Here is a 17,789-nt window from a genome sequence, read left to right on the forward strand (position 1 = left end):
AGCCCGTGAGCACTGTCGACAGCACCCCGCAGACCGTGACGTTCCGTGGCGTCGACGGCCTCAACCTGGTCGCCGACGAGTGGAACGGCACCGGCAGCGATCCGGCTGATTCGGGGCCCACCATCCTGCTGCTGCACGGCGGCGGGCAGAACCGGCACTCGTGGAAGAACACCGGCCAGATCCTGGCCGCGCGCGGTAAGCACGTCATCGCCCTGGACAGCCGCGGCCACGGCGACAGCGACTACTCCCCCGCCGCCGATTACTCGGTCGAGACGCTGAGCGCCGACACCCAGCAGGTGCTGTACCAGATCGGCAGGCCGGTCGTGCTGATCGGCGCCAGCATGGGCGGGCTGACCGGCATCTTGGCCGCGCATGAAGCCGGTCCGGAGATTGTCACCAAGCTCGTGCTCGTCGACGTGGTGCCGCGGTTCGAGAAGGACGGCAGCGCCCGTATCCGCGATTTCATGTTCAACCACATTCACGGCTTCGACTCGCTCGAGCAGGCCGCCGACGCGGTGGCCGCCTACCTGCCGCACCGGCCCAAGCCGCGCAGCGTCGAGGGGCTGAAGAAGAATCTGCGTCTGCGGGACGGCCGGTGGTACTGGCACTGGGATCCGGCGTTTCTCACCAAGCCCGGTGACGATCCGTTCGCGCGGGTGGACATGCTGGAGTCGGCAGCCCAGAATCTGACCGTGCCGATCCTGCTGATCCGCGGAAAATTGTCTGACGTGGTGTCCGTCGAAGGCGTGCAGGGCTTCCTGGAACAGGTGCCCACTGCCGAATTCGTCGAACTGTCCGATGCCGGGCACACCGCCGCCGGTGACGACAACGACGCCTTCACCGACGCCGTCGTCGCCTTCGTCGACAAGTGAGCGACATGACGACCGGTTGCTCAGGATTCAATTTCCTGCGCCAGCCCGCCCTGCCCGCACCGCAGATCACCGAGGCGCAGGCCACCGAACTGCTGGCCACCCACTACGCGCTGAGCAAGGCGGTGAGATCGCTTGGCAGTCAGCAGGACTGCAATTTCACCGTGGTCGAGGAGGGCGTCCCGGTCGCGGTGCTCAAGATCGCCAACCCGGCCTTCACCGAACCCGAACTGGCCGCCCAGGACGCCGCCGCCGCGCTGATCGCGCGCGCCGAGCCCGACCTGCGGGTCGCGGTCCCGATCGACACCGCCGACGGCCAGAAGTTCGCGGTCGCCGCACCGGATTCCGGCGCGGGCCAGATCCGGCTGCTGCCCTACCTGTCCGGGGGCACGCTGAACGAACGCGGGTATCTGGCACCGCCGGTGGTGGCCGCCTTGGGCGATATCGCCGGACGGGTCAGTCGCGCGCTGGCCGACTTCGCCCATCCGGGCCTGGACCGCATCCTGCAGTGGGATCTGCGCTACGGCAACCGGGTGGTCGACGAGTTGATCGCGCATGTCCCGGACCGGCAGGCCGAGATCGCCGCGGCCGCACAGGAGGCCGGGCAACGGATCTCGGCCGTCGCCGACGAACTGCCGCAGCAGGCGGTGCATCTGGACCTCACCGATGCCAACGTGATCGTCGGGCCGTCCGGTCGCCCGGACGGTGTCATCGACTTCGGGGACCTCTCCCGCAGCTGGGCGGTGTCCGAGATCGCGATCACGCTGTCCTCGGTACTCGGCCACCCGGGCGCCGATCCGACGTCGATCCTGCCCGGCATCAAGGCGTTTCATGCCGTGCGCCCCTTGCAGGTCGCCGAGGCCCGGGCATTGTGGCCGCTGCTGGTGTTGCGGACCGCGGTGCTGATCGTCAGCGGTGCCCAGCAGGCCGCGCTGGACCCGGACAACAGCTACATCACCGAGCAGGCCGACGACGAATGGCGGATGTTCGACGCGGCGACGTCGGTGCCGCAGGACGTGATGACGGCGCTGATCCTGGCCGAATTGGGGCTCGCCGATGCACCGCGGCAACCCGAGATCGAGAACCGGCTGATCGCCGATCTGGATCCCGCCGCCGTGGTGACACTGGATCTCTCCGACACCCGCGATGATGCCGACGAACTCGCCGCCGAGGCGGTGCGGGCCGGGGCCGCGCTGGTGGTGAGCTGCTTCGGGAAGCCGCGGCTGGGCCGTGCCCCACTGCTGTCGGCCGACAGTCCGGAGGTCGTCGAGACCGGCATCGCGGTGTGGCCGGCTGCCGGCACCCGGGTGCTGGCCCCCTGGGACGGCGAGGTCGTCGACCGCGCCGATGACACGATCACCCTGCGCGGACTGGACTTCGAGCTGACCCTGAGCGGTGCCGAATCGACCACCGCGCCGGGGCATGTGCGCGCCGGTGAACACCTCGGTGTGCTCGGGGCCGGCCGGGCCACCCGGCTGGCGGTCCGTCCGCTCGGGGCGCCGACCGCTCCGGCCTACACGACCGCCGAACTGGCCCCGGGCTGGTTGGCGTTGTCGCGAGATCCTCGAACGGTTCTGGGCCTGGACCCGCTCGACGATGCGCGGCCGCGCGACCTGCTGGACCGCCGTGACGACAGCTTCGCCTCGGTGCAGGAGCGCTACTACCGCAATCCGCCGCAGATCGAGCGCGGGCACCGGCACTACCTGATGTCCACGGCCGGGCGGGTGTACCTGGACATGGTCAACAACGTCACCGTGCTCGGCCATGCCCACCCCCGGGTCGCCGACGCCGCGTCCCGCCAGCTGCGCCGGCTCAACACCAACTCCCGGTTCAACTACGAGGCCGTGGTGGAGTTCAGCGAGCGGATCGCCGCCACCCTGCCCGAACAGCTCGACACCGTGTTCCTGGTCAATTCCGGTTCGGAGGCCAGCGATCTGGCGATCCGGCTGGCGATGGCGGTGACCGGACGCCGCGATGTGGTCGCGGTCCGCGAGGCCTACCACGGGTGGACCTACGCCACCGATGCGGTGTCGACCTCGACGGCGGACAACCCGAACGCGCTGTCCACCCGTCCGGACTGGGTGCACACCGTGGAATCACCGAACAGCTTCCGCGGCAAGTACCGTGGCGCGGAAGCCCATCGGTACGCCGGCGAGGCGGTGGCGCAGATCCAGGAGATGACGGCGGCGGGCCGCCCGCCCGCAGCCTTCATCTGCGAACCGGTGTACGGCAATGCCGGCGGGATGGCCCTGCCCGACGGTTATCTGCGGCAGGTGTACGACGCGGTGCGCGGCGCCGGCGGGGTGGCCATCGCCGACGAGGTGCAGGTCGGTTACGGCCGTCTGGGACAGTGGTTCTGGGGTTTCCCGCAGCAGCAGGTGGTGCCCGACATCATCTCGGTGGCCAAGGCGACCGGTAACGGGTATCCGCTGGGTGCGGTGATCACCACCCGCGCGATCGCCGAGGGTTTCCGGTCACAGGGATACTTCTTCTCCTCCACCGGAGGCAGCCCGCTGTCCTGTGCGATCGGGTTGGCGGTGCTCGACGTGCTGCGCGATGAAGGGTTGCAGGAGAACGCGTCCCGGGTGGGCGGACATCTGAAATCGCGGCTGGAGGCACTGGCCGGTAGGCATCCGATCATCGGCACGGTGCACGGGATGGGGCTGTATCTGGGGGTGGAGATGATCCGCGACCCGGCCACCCTGGAGCCCGCCACCGAGGAGACCATGGCGATCTGCGAGCGGATGCTGGAACTCGGCGTGGTGATCCAGCCGACCGGCGACCACCAGAACATCCTGAAGACCAAGCCCCCGCTGTGCATCGACATCGCCGGTGCCGACTTCTACGTCGACATGCTCGACCGCACCCTCACCGAACTCTTCTGATCCCTTCCCGGCGACCGTGCGTGTCTGCACCCCGACACGCCGTCGCAAGCCGGGAGTTCACGCACGCTCGCGTCGATCAGATCAGGCCTTCTCGGCCTCGGCGAGGCGCTGGTGCAGCCGGGCTCGGATGTCCTCGGGCGTGTAGGACCGGCGGATGCGCTGATCCCGCGCGACCAGCACGCCGCCGGCCACCACACCGGCGACACCGGCCAATCCGACCCACTTCCAGATGCTTCGCATGCAGCGATTGTGCCTAAGCTGCCCGGGTGGACGCACACACGGTGGGACTGGCCAAGGCGCTGCAGGAGACCCGCACCGGGGACATCTGGCTGTTCCGGGGCGGGTCGGGCCCCGACCGCGCCATCCAGACGTTGACCAACGCACCGGTCAATCACGTGGGCATGACGGTGGCCATCGATGATCTGCCGCCGCTGATCTGGCACGCCGAGCTCGGCCAGAAGTTGCTGGACCTGTGGACGGGGACCCATCACCGCGGGGTGCAGCTCAACGATGCCCGCGAGGTTGTCGAACGCTGGGTGCACGAGTACGGGCAGAAGGCCTGGCTGCGTCAGCTCACGCCGCCGGCGAACCGCGAGCAGGAGGACCACATGCTCAAGGTGATCGCCCGGATGAACGGCACCGCGTTCCCGTCGACGGCCCGGCTGACCGGGCGGTGGCTGCGCGGCCGGCTGCCGATCGTCAGCGATTTCACCCGCGGCCTGCCGATCATCCACCGCAAGGTGCGCGAGTCGGCAGAACGCGACAAGGTCCGGCGCCGGTCGACCGGGTTGGAGACGGCCTACTGCGCGGAGACCGTGGCCATCACCTACGAGGAGATGGGGTTGATGACGACCGAGAAGCGGGAGAACTACTTCGATCCGGGCAAGTTCTGGAGCGGGGACACCCTGACGTTGGCGCCGGGCTACGCGCTCGGCGACGAAATCGCGGTGACGGTGGACTAGCTCGACGTCAGTTCCGGCGGCGCCCAGCTGCCGTCGAGGATCTGCCGGCGCGGCCGGTACAGGCGGATGACGTAGTTCCAATCCTGCGGCGTGACAATGGTGTTCGGTGCCAACTCGGCATCCGGCTCGGTCACGAACCGGACCGTGACCGAGCCGTCGGCGTTGGGTACGCCCGTCACGCTGTTGACCGAGTACAGATTGCGCGCGTTGGGTTCGAAGAAACCCCGCTTGTTGTAGACCGATACCGACCAGAACGCGTCCACCGGGACATCGCGGAAGACCATCACGTAGTCGCCGGCGGTCACCCGGGGTTCGGCGCCGACGTAGGTGGCCTCCGACGTCGGCAGCCCGCCCCAGCCGGCAGCGCAGCCGATGAGGTGGCGCACCGGGTCGACGTCCTCGCGAGTGCCGAACATCCGGTCGTAATTGCCCAGCCCCGCGGCGAGTTGCAGCAGCGCGGTGCGGGTTTCGTCCATGCTCGCGATGTCGTAGTCGGGCATGACGAACTCGCCTTGCGTGCCGCCCGCCAGGCCGAGCGAGTCCTGCAGTTCGGCGACGGCCGCGACATCGTCGGCATCGGTCGGGTCGACCAGGATGCGAATTCCGATCGCGGCGTACCGCGAGCCGAACTCCTGCGCGGTCAGCACATGCTCGCCGGGCTGGTGCAGCACGCGGTTGATGTAGTGGTCCTCGTTGACGATCATCGCCGACAGGTACCGCCCGCCGGCGTCCGGCAGGGTCAGGCGGATCGGCTCGGCGAGGTCGACCAGCGCGAAGCTGTACAGCGTGTCGCGGTTGAGCCGGATGACGGTCTGCTCCTCGATCCGGGCCGGTGTCCGGTTGTGCCGGAACCGCCCGATACCGCCGGCGACCGCCTGGTTGTCGCGGAACATCCGGTGGGTCTCGGCGCGGACGAAGTTGTCGGCGTTGACGTGGATCGGCATGCGCGAATTGTCCACCATACGCACGGCCGTTGGCGCTTGAAGGCCGATTCCGTGGGTAACCGATTCGGATGGCAGCCACCACGACCCGCACCAGCGCCGCGGACTTCCTGCCGGCATCCCGGGACCTCGAGGTCCTGGCCGAGGCCGCGCGCAGCTGCCGGGGGTGCGAACTCTATCGCGACGCCGAGCAGACCGTGTTCGGAGCCGGGCCCGACAGGGCCCGGATGCTGCTGGTGGGCGAGCAGCCCGGTGACCGCGAGGACCGCGCCGGTGCGCCTTTCGTCGGTCCGGCGGGCCGGCTGCTCGACGAGGCATTGGTGGCGGCGCAGATCGACCGCGAGCACGTCTACCTGACCAATGTGGTCAAACATTTCAAGTTCACCCGCGCCGAGGGCAGCGCACGCCGTATCCACAAGACGCCCAGCCGCACCGAGGTTGTTTCCTGCCGGCCCTGGTTGTTCGCCGAACTGCAGGCCATCGAACCCGATGTGGTGGTACTGCTCGGCGCCACCGCGGCCAAGGCGCTGCTGGGCAACGACTTTCGGCTCACCCAGCAGCGCGGCGAGGTGTTGCGGGCACCCGATGTGGACGTCGACATCGTCGCCACCATCCATCCGTCGGCGATCCTGCGGGGGTCACCCGATCAGCGCGAGAGCGCCCTGGCCGACCTGGCCGCCGATCTGCGCACCGCGGCGGGTCTGCTGTCGGACGGCGATCGCTGATGGTGGTGCGGATCGGCACGTCGGGCTGGTCCTACGACCACTGGGCCGGAGTGCTGTATCCGCCGAAGCTGCCGGCCGCGCGGAGGCTGGCGGTCTACGTGGACGAGTTCGACACCGTGGAGCTCAACGCCAGTTTCTACCGCTGGCCCAAGCCGACGACGTTCGCGCAGTGGCGCAACCGCCTGCCGGACGGGTTCGCGATGACGGTGAAGGCGCCGCGCGGGCTCACCCACGCCCGCCGCCTGCGGTCGCCGGAAGAGTGGATCGAGCGCATCGCGGCCGGCTGGGCCGAACTCGGCTCCCGGCGTGCCGCGCTGCTGGTCCAGTTGCATCCGGCCCAGCAGCGCGACGATGAACGCCTCGACCGTTTCCTGACCGCCATGCCGGATTCGATCCCGGTGGCGATGGAACTGCGCCACCCATCCTGGGACGATCCGGCGGTCTACGACCTGCTGCGCGGCCATGGTGCGGCCTACGTCGTGATGAGCGGTCCGGGATTGCCGTGTGTGGTGGCGGCGACGGCTCAGCTGGCCTATCTGCGTCTGCACGGCCCCGGCGGCGAGGCGATGTACACCGGCTCCTACGACACCGCGGACCTGCGCCGTTGGGCAGAAGAGCTCCGCAGATGGGATGCCGAAGGCCGAGATGTACTGGTGTACTTCAACAATGACCTCGGCGGTCACGCGGTGCGCAACGCGCAGGAATTACGTGCCATGCTCAGCTGACCGGACACCTGCGCGTACGGTGCAGTACATGCCGTTGCGTCATGTGGATCCCGAGCGACCCCGCGGTTCCAAATACCACGCCAGCGTGCGGTTCGGGCGCTCACCCATCGGGCAGTTCGTCGCCCGGCACATCGCCCGTCGCACCGATCCGTATCTGTTCCGGCTGACCGGCGGCCGGATCAACATGGGCCCCATCATCAACGCCCCGCTGGTCACGACCGGGGCGAAATCCGGCAAACGCCGCCAGGTGCAGCTGACCTATTTCCACGACGGCGCCGACGTCATCCTGCTCGCGTCCAACTACGGCGGCGCCAAACACCCACAGTGGTATCACAACCTGAAGGCCAACCCGGACTGCGAGTTCGGGATGGAACACTTCACCGCGGCCGAGGTCACCGATGCCGGCGACTACGAACGATTGTTCGGCCTGGCCGAGCGGGTGTACGCGGGATACGACGATTACCGGGACAAGACGGCCCCGGCCGGCCGCACGATCCCGATCTTCCGGCTCACCCCGCGCTGAGGGGTGACTGGTGCACGTCGGTGATCAGGTGCCGCAGCCGCAACGAGGCCAGCAGCCACCGATCCCCTCGGCGCAGCCACCGTTCGACGTAGTGGCCGTAGCCGGTCACCGACACCCCATTGTCGAAGACGGCGCGGTCCTGCACCGCCCACACCACCCGCGCCTCGGCACCGTCGAGGTCGATCTCGGGGGTGTGCACCTGATGCACCGTCCGTGACCCGGCGACCAGACTCTGCAGTAGTGAGAGCGTCGCATCACGTCCCACGGTGACCTCGGGTTCGGATTCCCCGTCCTCCATGCCGAACTCGATATCCGCCGTCATCAGTGCGGCCAGGGTTTCCCAGTCACGGGTGTCCAGCGCGCGGCAGTATGCGGCCTTGGCGCGGGTCAGCTCGTGGGCGGCGACCAGTTCGGCCAGGCCGGTCACCTGACCGCCAGCGTCAGGCTGTCGAGCCGGCGGACCAGGATGCTGGGCAGCCACCGCCCGGCGTCGTGGGCGTCGATCCAGTCGGTCTGGTCCAGCAGCATCTGCAAGACCACCCTGGCCTCCAGCCGGGCCAGCGCCGCCCCGACGCAGAAGTGCACGCCCTTACCGAACGCGATGTGTCCCTTTGATTCCCGGCGATCCAGCCGGAATTCTTCTGGACTGTCGAAGTGTTGTGGGTCGCGGTTGGCCGCGCCCCACATCAGCAACAGCCGCGATCCGGCAGGCACCTGCACCCCGGACAGCGTGGTGTCCCTCATGACGTGCCGGTAGTGCCCGCGGAACGGTGCCTCGTAGCGCAGGACCTCCTCGATGAAGGCGCCGAGCAGCTCGGGACGGTCGCGGAGTTGGCGCTGAACATCGCTGTGCTTCACCAGGATCCAGGCCGCGCTGCCCAGAAGTGAGGCCGTGGATTCGCCGGCCGCGCTGAACAGCGTGAGCATGATGGCCAGTGCCGGTAGTTGTTCCAGTTCACCGGAGGCGTAGCGGGCCGCGAGATCGCCGATGAGTCCGGGCGCGGAACCGTCGCCTGCCTTGGCGAAATGGTCCATCACGTACCCGGAAAGCTCCATGGCCGCCATACCGGCAGCTTCCAACTGATCGGCGCTGACGATCCCGTCCAGCAGGGTCGTGGTGGCATAGCCCAACCGGATGAGCGTGTCGACGTCGTCGTCGGGCAGCCCGAGCAGTCGGGCGACGACCATCATCGGTAGCCGGTTGGCCACCGCACTCATCCATTCGATCCGACCGTCGGTGCGTCCACGCGAGAAGAGGTCGACGGCGGTGGCTTCGGCGAACTCCTCGATGACGCGGATCCGCCGGGCCGACAGATGCGGTAGGAGCAGTTTGCGGTGCACATCGTGCACCGGGTCGTCGGCGGTCGCCAGAGCGTGCATCGGGCCGCCGGGGGCACCCATGTCGAACGGGGTGACGCGGCCGTCGTCGTGGTAGACCATCGTCGCGGTCAGGTTGGAGGAGAAGTCGTCCACCCGGCCGACGGCCTCGGTCACCGCGTCCCATCCGCATACCGCGTAGAACACCGAATCGCCGATCTGCTGCACCGGAGCGCGGTCGCGCATGCGGGCGTAGTGCGGGTACGGATCCTGCAGGGCGTCGGCGCCGAAGATGTCCGTGACATCCGCTGACAAGGTCATAGGGACAGCGTGGATGCCGGCGAAGTCGCCGGTCAACGGTGGACGACGAATACGAGAAGCCGCCCGGCGCAGGTCCGGCCACGTGGTTCTCATTGCACCCCGCAGACCTGCGTGTTCGGTGAGAAAAACCACGGCGTTTCTCTCACGGTGATAAAAATGCACCATGGCCTCGCGGGACGCGAACACCCGGACGACACCGTCGGGTGACTGGTTGCTCGGCCGGGACCGGCACGACGAGGCGGCCGAACGGATCTACGCCGCCGCAGCCGATCTGTTGTCGCGGCACGGGTACGAGCGTTTCAGCATCGACGCCCTGGCGGCGGCGGTGCACTGTTCACCGGCGACGGTCTACCGGCACACCGGCGGTAAGGCGGCCATCCGCGACGTCGTGCTCACCCGGCACGCCGAACGCATCCTGGACTCCGTGCGCGCGGCGATCACCGACCTGACCGGACCCGACCGGGTCATCACCGCCACGGTGGTCGCCCTGCGCCGGATGCGCGCCGACCCGTTGGCCAAGATCATGCGGTCGATGGTCACGCCGGCCGGCGACGAATGGATCACCGACTCCCCCGTGGTCTCCGACTTCGCGGCCGAGATGGTCGGGCTGAGCACATCGGATCCGCTTGCCGCACACTGGTTGATCCGCACATTCCTCGCGCTGTGGTACTGGCCGCTGGGCGATCCGGACGCCGAGGAGCAGATGGTGCGCCGGTTCCTCGGACCCGCGTATGCGCACGGCTGATGCGGGCTACACGTTGAAGCGGAACTCCACCACGGCACCGTCGGCATTGACGTCACGAACTGCCGCTGCGCTTCGTCGGTGGACGACGACGATCCCGGCGAGCGATCGCGTTAGCTGCGGTTGGCTTTCACAGCCTCGTGAACCAAGGCGGTGAAGTCGTCTGCGTCCAGTTGATCGCCTTCGCGCAAGTCAATGGCACGCCGAACCCCCGCGTCGAGACTGGCGTTGAATACCTGACCCGGGTCGTTCAGAGACGCGCCTTTGGCGAAGGTCACCTTCACCTTGTCCTTGTACGTCTCGACCGTGCAGATCAAGCCGTCCAGTGAGAACGTCGGCACGCCATCAGGGTTGGTCGGCTTGCGCCACTTGGACTCCTCGACGACATCGGGTTCGGCTTGCCTGATCAACACCCGGAGCTCGTCGACTCGATCGATGCGCCAATCACCACTCACGTCCGTCAATCTACGCACAATGTCAGCCTGAGAGCGTCGCCATGCGTTGTGCCGCCATCAGCGGAACATTGCGAACGCAGATCGCTTCGCTGGCCAGGCTCACACGTTGAACCGGAACTCCACGACGTCCCCGTCGGCCATCACGTAGTCCTTGCCCTCCATCCGGACCTTGCCCGCGGCCTTGGCCGCCGCCATCGACCCCGCCTCGACCAGGTCGTCGAAGGACACGATCTCGGCCTTGATGAAACCCTTCTCGAAATCGGTGTGGATGACCCCGGCCGCCTTGGGCGCGGTGTCGCCGCGGTGAATTGTCCACGCCCGGGCCTCTTTCGGCCCGGCCGTCAGGTAGGTCTGCAGGTTCAGGGTGTGGAAACCGGCGCGCGCCAACGCGTCCAGGCCACGCTCGGTCTGCCCGATGGACTCCAGCAGCTCAGCGGCCGACTCGTCGTCCAGCTCGATCAGCTCGGACTCGATCTTGGCGTCCAGGAACACCGCATCGGCCGGGGCGACGAGCTCGCGCAACTCGGCTTGGCGAGCCGCGTCGGTGAGCACCGACTCGTCGGCATTGAACACATAGAGGAACGGCTTGGTGGTCATCAGGTTCAGCTCGCGCAGCAGCGACACATCTGTTCCGGCCGAGAAGAGGGTCTTGCCCGAATCGAGGACCGCCTGGGCGGCGACCGCGGCGTCGAGCACCGGCTTGCGGTCCTTGTTGTTGCGGGCTTCCTTCTCCAGCCGGGGGACGGCCTTCTCCAGGGTCTGCATATCGGCCAGGATCAGCTCGGTCTCGATGACCTCGATGTCCGAGCGGGGATCCACCCGGCCGTCGACATGCACGACATCGTCGTCGGCGAAGGCCCGGACCACCTGACAGATGGCGTCGCACTCGCGGATGTTGGCCAGGAACTTGTTGCCCAGGCCCGCGCCCTCGGACGCGCCTTTGACGATGCCGGCGATGTCCACGAACGTGACCGGGGCCGGCACGATCTTCTCCGAGCCGAAGATCTCGGCGAGCTTGTCCAGCCGCGGGTCGGGCAAGGCCACCACACCCTCGTTGGGCTCGATGGTCGCGAACGGGTAGTTCGCGGCCAGCACGTCGTTCCGGGTCAGCGCGTTGAAAAGGGTCGACTTGCCGACATTGGGGAGTCCGACGATTCCGAGGTTCAAGCTCACGGACTCCAGAGTCTAGATGGTGTGACAGGCTCGCCAGCGCGTGCTGGCAGCGCCCACCCAGCGTCAGCCGGTACGGTCAACATGTGTCAGGTCAGTCCGAGCCGACGGAGTCGGTGTCCCACCGAACCGCGCTCCCCCGTATCCCGGGCTGGCCATCGGGTCTGTTGCCCTGGTGGGGCGCGACCCTGGTGGCCGTCACCGCCACGCTGATCGGCTTCGCCTATCACGCTGGGGCCGGCACCCAGGAGCTCGGCGCGGTGTTCGCCACGTTCTATGTGCTGGGCTGCCTGGCCGGTGTCCTGCTGGTCCGCCGCTCGGGCATCTTCGCCGCCGTCATCGGGCCGCCTCTGATCCTCTTCGTCGCGGTGCCCACCTCGTATTTCCTGATGCACAGCAGCCAGATCAACGGCCTCAAGGACATCCTGATCAACTGCGGCTATCCGCTCATCGAGCGGTTCCCGCTGATGTTCTTCACCTCGGCGGCGGTGCTGCTGATCGGGCTGGCGCGCTGGTACCTGGACAAGCAGAGCGCGGCCTCGGCGGCCGAGCCGCAGGGCGGCACCGCATCGGATCTCGCCGAGAAGGTCGCCCGCCGCTTCACCCGCTCCTCGCCGACCGAACCGGAGACCGAGGACCGGCCGCGTCCGGCTCGCCGGGCCCGTAAACCCCGCGACACCGCGGCACGGGAGCCGCGTGATCCTCGTCGCACCCGTACCGGTGAGCCGTCCCGCTCCCGGCACAACCGTCCGCCGGAATCGGATATCGCCGCCTCGGCCGCTGCCGCCGACCGCCGGGAACGGGCCGCCGCGCGGGAGCGCTATGGCCGGCCCCGCCGCGATGACGACCGCCCGCTGCGCGACGATCTGCCCCGACAGCCGCGCCGACCCCGCGATTCGCGTGATGTTCGTGAGCCCCGTGAGCCCCGTGAGCCCCGGGAGCCGCGCCAGCCGCGCCGCACCCCGCCACCGAGCCGCGGCCGCGCCGACACCCCCGATCCCTATGAACGTCCGCGACGTCGGCGGGAGTACGACAGCCCGTATCCCGATTATGAGCCCGGCTATCGATCCCGCCCCGACGACCGGTACCCCGAACCCCCGCGGCGCGGCGGCGCGACCGACAGCGGGCATCACCCGGTGTCGCGGGTCCGGTACCGCAGCACCGACGACGAGCGGCGCACCGAACACCGCAGCCGCCCCCGGACCAGCCACCGCCGCGACGACTGGGACTAGCGCCGAGCCGACGGGTGCTGGCGCGAAAACCCGCTCCCCACGCCAAAAGGCGTCGTGTCGGCGCGCTCGGTCAGGGCACGGCCCGCAGGAAGTTGCCCGCCGCGTCGACCGCGGGCGTCGAGCTGCCCGCATCACTGACGAATACCGCCAACGCCAGGTCACCCCGGATGCCGACGAACCAACCGTGCGCATGTGTGTCGTCGATGTATTCGGCGGTGCCGGTCTTGCCCAGCAGGTCCGGGATGTCGGCCAGCTGGGTCGCCGTGCCGCCGGTGATGGTCTCGCGCATCATCGCCCGCACCTGCTCGTCGACCGAGGCCGGCAACGGCTCCGGGGTGCGGTCGGCGGCGCCCGGCGAGCCCTGCACGATGGTCGGTGCGGGCACCGATCCGTTGGCCAGGGTCGCGGCCACCAGCGCCATCCCGAACGGCGACGCGGTGACCTTGCCCTGTCCGATACCCTCCTCGACCCGCAGCGCGGAGGTGTCGGCGAGCGGCACCGAACCGGTGACCGTCGTCATCCCCGGTGACACGAAATCCAGGCCCAGGCCCAGCTGCGCGGCCGCGGTGGTCAGACCGTCCGGCGGCAGGTCCACCGCGAGCCGCCCCATCGTGGTGTTGCAGGACCGCGCGAAGGCGGTGTGCAGCGGGACGTCACCGAGGTCGAAATTGTCGTCGTTGGGGATCTGCCGGCCCTCGATGTTCTCGGTGCCCGGACAGGCCACGATGCTGTCCGGGGTGACCTGGCCGTTCTGCAGCGCCGCGGACACGGTGACGGTCTTGAAGGTCGACCCCGGCGGGTACAGGCCGGTCAGCGCGATCGGCCCCTGGGCATCGGCGGGCGCGTTCTGCGCGACGGCGAGCAGGTTGCCGGTGGACGGCTGCATCGCCACGATGACGGCCGGTGTCGTGAGTGGGGCCAGCGCCGCTTCCCCCGCGAGCTGCATGCCGATGTCGATCGTGCTGGAGATGTCGCCGACGGCGTCGGCGTCCTGCCCGCCGACCCGCTCGGGGCCGGTGGCGGTCGCCGCGGACACCGCCCAGCCGGCGGCCTCGTCGTTGCGCTGTTGCCACAGCTCGGCCAAGCCCGCCAGCGTCGGCGAGGTGAGCGCACGGTCGGTGGCCAACAGCCGGGTCTGGGGCCGCAGCGTCACGTCCGGCAGCGCGGCCAGCCGGCCCTGGATCGGCGCCAGATCCTCGTCGCGCAGGGTGACCGCGGTGAGCGGCTGTCCCTTGGCCAGTTCGGTTCTCAGCCACTCCGGCGTCACGGTGGGAGCGATCGGATTCACCAGTGCGGCAACGGTATCGACATCAGCGCCCGGCGCGACGTCGACCAGGGTGACGATGTGCTGGGTCAGCAGGTCGGCGCCGGTGCGGTCGAGCACCCGGGCGGCGGGCTGGGGGGCCAGCGTGCTGTAGGACAGCGGCCCCTTGTCGAGGCCCGGCGCGACCGTGGCCGCGTCCCAGGTGATCTTCCAGTCGTCACCCTCGGCGGTGGCCGCGCCCTGTGTCGTGTAGGTCCATTCGGTGGCCTTCTCGGGGCCGAACTTCCAGGTGGCGGTCAGGGTGAACGTCGCGGCGTTCTCCTGGCGCGCCACATCGGACACCGCGAACCGGACGTCGGTGCCCAGGCTGGTGTACAGCGCCCCCAGCGTGCCGGAGGCGGCGGTGTCATCGGTGGTGAACGCCGCGGCCGCGGGCGCGTCACCGCGGCTGAGGGCCTCGGCGAAACCCAGGGTGGTGGAGTTCAGCCGGTCCTCGGCGTCACCGCAGCCGGCCAGCAGCAGCACGATTGCCAAGAACCCCGGGAAGACACGTCGCAGAGCGGCCACAGGGCACGAACGTACCCGCGTCAGGCGCGCGGCGGACGGATCTCCCGCGGCAAGGCGAACACCAACGTCTCATTGGCCGTGGTCACGGGCTGCACAGTGGCATAACCGTATTCGGCGAGTCGGTCCAGCACGCCGCGCACCAGGATCTCGGGCACCGATGCGCCGGAGGTGACACCCACCGTCGTCACCCCGGAGAACCAGGCCGGGTCGACGTCATCGGCGTAGTCCACCAGGTATGCGGCCTTGGCGCCGGCCAGCAGCGCCACCTCGACGAGGCGGACCGAGTTCGAGGAGTTCTTCGAGCCCACCACGATGACGAGCTCGCATTCGGGGGCCATCGCCTTGACCGCGACCTGACGGTTCTGGGTGGCGTAGCAGATGTCGTCACTGGGCGGGTCCTGCAGCGTGGGGAACTTCTCGCGCAGCCGGCGCACGGTCTCCATGGTCTCGTCGACGCTGAGCGTGGTCTGCGACAGCCAGATGACCTTGTTCGGGTCACGCACGGTCACCTTGTCCACGGCGTCGGGGTTGTCGACCACCTGGACGTGGTCGGGCGCCTCACCGGCGGTGCCGACGACCTCTTCATGGCCCTCGTGTCCGACCAGCAGGATGTCGTAGTCGTCGCGGGCGAAGCGCTTGGCCTCGTTGTGCACCTTGGTCACCAGCGGGCAGGTGGCGTCGATGGTCTGCAGGTTGCGGGCGGCCGCCTCCTCGTGCACCCACGGCGCGACACCGTGGGCGGAGAACACCACGATCGCGCCCTCGGGTACCTCGTCGGTCTGCTCGACGAACACCGCACCGGCCTTGGCGAGGGTGTCCACCACATACCGGTTGTGCACGATCTCGTGCCGGACGTAGACGGGGGCGCCGTGCTTCTCCAGCGCGCGTTCGACGGTCTCGACGGCCCGATCGACCCCGGCGCAGTAGCCGCGCGGTTCGGCCAGCAGCACGCGCTTGCCGTCCACCCGCGTCGCCACCGAGCTGGTGGCACCGGGAATTCCCATGTTGACGGTTGGAGGCATACATCCAGGGTACTTACCCGCACCCGTCACGGGCCAGCCGTAGGCTGGCCCCATGGCAACAGCACCATACGGAGTTCGACTGCTGGTGGGCGCCGCGGTGACCGCCCTGGATGAGACGCGCAAGCTCCCCCAGACCATCCTCACCTACCCGATGACGGTGGCCAGCCAGCTGGCCCATCTGGTGATGAAGGTGCAGCAGGACGTCGCCGACCTGGTCAATCGCGGTGACGAGGCCCTCGGGGAGCTGTTCCCACCGAGGGACGAACAGCCGGAATGGGCGACGTTCGACGAGGACGATTCGCGCGATCCGTCCGCCGGCACCGCCGACGCGGACGACGACGGGGACCTCGCGCCGGTGACACGTCTCACCGAGGGCCGCTTCGCGTTGTTCAGCGAAGGCGAGTCGGCGCCGGAGGTGGTCGCACCGACCACCAACGGGGACGCGCCGGACATCGTGGACAAGATCGGCTACGAGACGCTGACCCTGGCGCAGCTGCGCGCCCGGCTGACGTCGCTGAAGCTGGCCGACCTGGAGGCGCTGCTGGCCTTCGAGGAGGCCAACAAGGCCCGCGCCCCGTTCCAGACGCTGATCGCCAACAGGATCACCCGCGCGTCGGCCAAGTGAGCGAACCCGGCCAGTCCCCGGAGAACCCGTGGCCGGTCCGTGCCGTGGCGACCCGGGTGGCCAAGTGGATCGACCGGCTGGGCACCGTATGGGTCGAGGGTCAGATCGCCCAGCTGACCATGCGGCCGGGCTCCAACACCGCGTGGCTGGTACTACGGGATCCGGCGGCCGATATGTCGCTGTCCATCACCTGCCCCCGTGACCTGGTCGCCAACGCGCCGGTCAAACTCGCCGAGGGCGTGCAGGTCATCGTCTTCGGCAAGCCGCAGTTCTACACCGGTCGCGGCACATTCTCGCTGCGGGTGACCGATATCCGCGCCGTCGGTATCGGCGAACTACTGGCACGCATCGAGCGGCTGCGTCGACTGCTCGACGCCGAGGGCCTCTTCGATGTCCGGCTCAAGCGTCCGATCCCGTTCCTGCCCGACACCATCGGGCTGATCACCGGCCGGGCCTCGGCCGCCGAACACGATGTGATGGCCATCGCGTCGGCACGCTGGCCCGCGGTGCACTTCGAGGTGCGCAACACCGCGGTGCAGGGACCCAACGCCGTGGCCCAGATCGTCGAGGCGCTGCAAGCCCTGGACGCCGATCCACACGTGGACGTCATCATCCTGGCGCGCGGCGGCGGCAGCGTGGAGGATCTGCTGCCGTTCTCCGACGAGACCCTGTGCCGCGCCATCGCCGCCTGCACCACCCCGGTGATCAGTGCCGTCGGCCACGAACCGGACAACCCGGTCTGCGATCTGGTGGCCGATCTGCGGGCCGCCACCCCCACCGATGCCGCCAAGCGCGTCGTCCCCGATGCCGCGGCCGAGCAGGCCGGGGTGAACGACATGCGCCGGCGCAGCGCGCAGGCGTTACGCAACTGGGTGCGCCGCGAGGCGCACATCATCGAGGGGTTGCGCTCCCGCCCGGTGCTGGCGCAACCCCTGCAGGCACTGGAGGCGCGCGCCGAGGAGATCCACCGGGCGCGAGCGACCGCACGCCGCGACATCAACCGGATGATCGCGGTCGAGACCGACCGGCTCGAACACCTGTCCGCCCGGTTGAGCACGCTCGGGCCGGCGGCGACACTGGCCCGGGGTTACGCCGTGGTGCAGACTCTCGGCACCGGGCAGGTGCTGCGTTCGGTCGCCGACGCGCCGGCCGGTACACAACTTCGGGTGCGCGTCGCCGACGGCGCCCTCACCGCAGTCAGCGAGGGACCAGATGAAGCCCATTAGTAAGTTGGGGTACGAAGAGGCGCGCGACGAGCTGATCGAGGTGGTACGTCAGCTCGAGCAGGGCGGACTCGACCTCGACGCGTCCCTCAAGCTCTGGGAAAGAGGTGAGGAGCTGGCCAAACGGTGCGAGGAGCACCTGGCCGGCGCCCGTCGGAAGGTGGCCGACACGCTGGCCGCCGGCACCGCCGAGGAAGATTGAGGACGCAACGACCACGTGA

General features: G+C 69.0%; 19 protein-coding genes. 11 read left to right on the forward strand and 8 right to left on the reverse strand.

Translation table 11 applies throughout. From position 1 onward, the window contains the following. Positions 1-5 precede the first annotated feature (5 nt). Entirely contained in the window at positions 6-872 is an 867-nt protein-coding gene (locus BST17_RS16980) for an alpha/beta fold hydrolase (RefSeq protein WP_083060024.1), read from the forward strand. Positions 873-877: 5 nt separating this feature from the next. Beyond that, positions 878-3,754, forward strand: a complete 2,877-nt coding sequence (locus tag BST17_RS16985; protein ID WP_083060114.1) for an aminotransferase — start codon at positions 878-880, stop codon at positions 3,752-3,754. A gap of 81 nt (positions 3,755-3,835) precedes the next feature. Here the strand turns inward: BST17_RS16985 and BST17_RS28795 are convergent, their stop codons facing one another. Beyond that, a complete protein-coding gene (locus BST17_RS28795) occupies positions 3,836-3,994 on the reverse strand; it encodes a hypothetical protein (protein WP_109750177.1) in 159 nt (52 codons plus the stop codon). A 26-nt stretch (positions 3,995-4,020) separates the two neighbouring features. Here BST17_RS28795 and BST17_RS16990 point away from each other — a divergent pair, with 26 nt between their 5' ends. After that, entirely contained in the window at positions 4,021-4,716 is a 696-nt protein-coding gene (locus BST17_RS16990; RefSeq protein ID WP_083060025.1) for a guanylate cyclase, read from the forward strand. Here the strand turns inward: BST17_RS16990 and BST17_RS16995 are convergent. Then, positions 4,713-5,660: a DUF1214 domain-containing protein gene (locus tag BST17_RS16995; RefSeq protein WP_083060115.1), complete on the reverse strand. Its 948-nt coding sequence runs from the start codon at positions 5,658-5,660 to the stop codon at positions 4,713-4,715. The genes BST17_RS16990 and BST17_RS16995 overlap by 4 nt on opposite strands. Positions 5,661-5,728: 68 nt before the next feature. On the opposite strand from BST17_RS16995, the gene BST17_RS17000 reads away from it, so the two are divergent. Genes BST17_RS17000 through BST17_RS17010 form a run of 3 tightly spaced genes read left to right on the forward strand, consistent with a single transcriptional unit; the run spans position 5,729 to position 7,630 of the window. After that, a complete protein-coding gene (locus BST17_RS17000) occupies positions 5,729-6,382 on the forward strand; it encodes a UdgX family uracil-DNA binding protein (RefSeq protein ID WP_083060027.1) in 654 nt (217 codons plus the stop codon). Continuing rightward, complete coding sequence (locus BST17_RS17005; RefSeq protein WP_083060028.1) at positions 6,382-7,107, forward strand: DUF72 domain-containing protein; 726 nt, start codon at positions 6,382-6,384, stop codon at positions 7,105-7,107. The genes BST17_RS17000 and BST17_RS17005 overlap by 1 nt, the downstream gene beginning before the upstream one ends. Positions 7,108-7,135: 28 nt before the next feature. Further along, positions 7,136-7,630 carry a nitroreductase/quinone reductase family protein gene (locus BST17_RS17010; protein WP_083060116.1) on the forward strand — a complete coding sequence of 165 codons (495 nt, stop codon included), beginning with the start codon at positions 7,136-7,138 and terminating at the stop codon, positions 7,628-7,630. On the opposite strand, the gene BST17_RS17015 is transcribed toward BST17_RS17010, so the two are convergent. Next, positions 7,617-8,057: a nuclear transport factor 2 family protein gene (locus BST17_RS17015; RefSeq protein ID WP_234807707.1), complete on the reverse strand. Its 441-nt coding sequence runs from the start codon at positions 8,055-8,057 to the stop codon at positions 7,617-7,619. The two genes, BST17_RS17010 and BST17_RS17015, sit on opposite strands and share 14 nt — an antisense overlap. Beyond that, positions 8,054-9,268: a cytochrome P450 gene (locus BST17_RS17020; RefSeq protein WP_083060030.1), complete on the reverse strand. Its 1,215-nt coding sequence runs from the start codon at positions 9,266-9,268 to the stop codon at positions 8,054-8,056. The genes BST17_RS17015 and BST17_RS17020 overlap by 4 nt, the downstream gene beginning before the upstream one ends. Positions 9,269-9,431: 163 nt before the next feature. Here BST17_RS17020 and BST17_RS17025 point away from each other — a divergent pair, with 163 nt between their 5' ends. After that, a complete protein-coding gene (locus BST17_RS17025) occupies positions 9,432-10,013 on the forward strand; it encodes a TetR/AcrR family transcriptional regulator (protein ID WP_083060031.1) in 582 nt (193 codons plus the stop codon). 110 nt (positions 10,014-10,123) lie between these two features. On the opposite strand, the gene BST17_RS17030 is transcribed toward BST17_RS17025, so the two are convergent. Together BST17_RS17030 and ychF are read right to left on the reverse strand one after the other, a co-directional pair. Then, positions 10,124-10,465: a DUF1801 domain-containing protein gene (locus BST17_RS17030; RefSeq protein WP_083060033.1), complete on the reverse strand. Its 342-nt coding sequence runs from the start codon at positions 10,463-10,465 to the stop codon at positions 10,124-10,126. A gap of 99 nt (positions 10,466-10,564) precedes the next feature. Then, positions 10,565-11,638 (reverse strand): redox-regulated ATPase YchF, encoded by a 1,074-nt coding sequence (gene ychF, locus BST17_RS17035; RefSeq protein WP_083060035.1) that lies wholly within the window; start codon positions 11,636-11,638, stop codon positions 10,565-10,567. 113 nt (positions 11,639-11,751) lie between these two features. Here ychF and BST17_RS17040 point away from each other — a divergent pair, with 113 nt between their 5' ends. Continuing rightward, on the forward strand, positions 11,752-12,867 hold the full coding sequence (locus tag BST17_RS17040; RefSeq protein ID WP_234807708.1) for a DUF6542 domain-containing protein: 1,116 nt from the start codon (positions 11,752-11,754) through the stop codon (positions 12,865-12,867). Between the two features lie 70 nt (positions 12,868-12,937). On the opposite strand, the gene BST17_RS17045 is transcribed toward BST17_RS17040, so the two are convergent. After that, positions 12,938-14,698: a penicillin-binding transpeptidase domain-containing protein gene (locus tag BST17_RS17045; protein ID WP_083060038.1), complete on the reverse strand. Its 1,761-nt coding sequence runs from the start codon at positions 14,696-14,698 to the stop codon at positions 12,938-12,940. A gap of 20 nt (positions 14,699-14,718) precedes the next feature. After that, the gene (locus tag BST17_RS17050) at positions 14,719-15,720 is read right to left on the reverse strand and encodes a 4-hydroxy-3-methylbut-2-enyl diphosphate reductase (protein WP_083060040.1); all 1,002 of its coding nucleotides are present in this window, start codon (positions 15,718-15,720) and stop codon (positions 14,719-14,721) included. A 52-nt stretch (positions 15,721-15,772) separates the two neighbouring features. Between BST17_RS17050 and BST17_RS17055 the strand changes: the two genes are divergently transcribed. The 3 genes from BST17_RS17055 to BST17_RS17065 are packed head-to-tail and all read left to right on the forward strand — an operon-like array spanning position 15,773 to position 17,770. Next, a complete protein-coding gene (locus BST17_RS17055) occupies positions 15,773-16,345 on the forward strand; it encodes a lipid droplet-associated protein (RefSeq protein ID WP_083060042.1) in 573 nt (190 codons plus the stop codon). After that, positions 16,342-17,571 carry an exodeoxyribonuclease VII large subunit gene (xseA, locus tag BST17_RS17060; protein ID WP_083060043.1) on the forward strand — a complete coding sequence of 410 codons (1,230 nt, stop codon included), beginning with the start codon at positions 16,342-16,344 and terminating at the stop codon, positions 17,569-17,571. The genes BST17_RS17055 and xseA overlap by 4 nt, the downstream gene beginning before the upstream one ends. Continuing rightward, entirely contained in the window at positions 17,558-17,770 is a 213-nt protein-coding gene (locus BST17_RS17065; protein ID WP_083060045.1) for an exodeoxyribonuclease VII small subunit, read from the forward strand. The genes xseA and BST17_RS17065 overlap by 14 nt, the downstream gene beginning before the upstream one ends. Positions 17,771-17,789 lie beyond the last annotated feature (19 nt).

Source organism: Mycolicibacterium bacteremicum (genome assembly GCF_002086115.1).
GTDB lineage: Bacteria > Actinomycetota > Actinomycetes > Mycobacteriales > Mycobacteriaceae > Mycobacterium > Mycobacterium bacteremicum.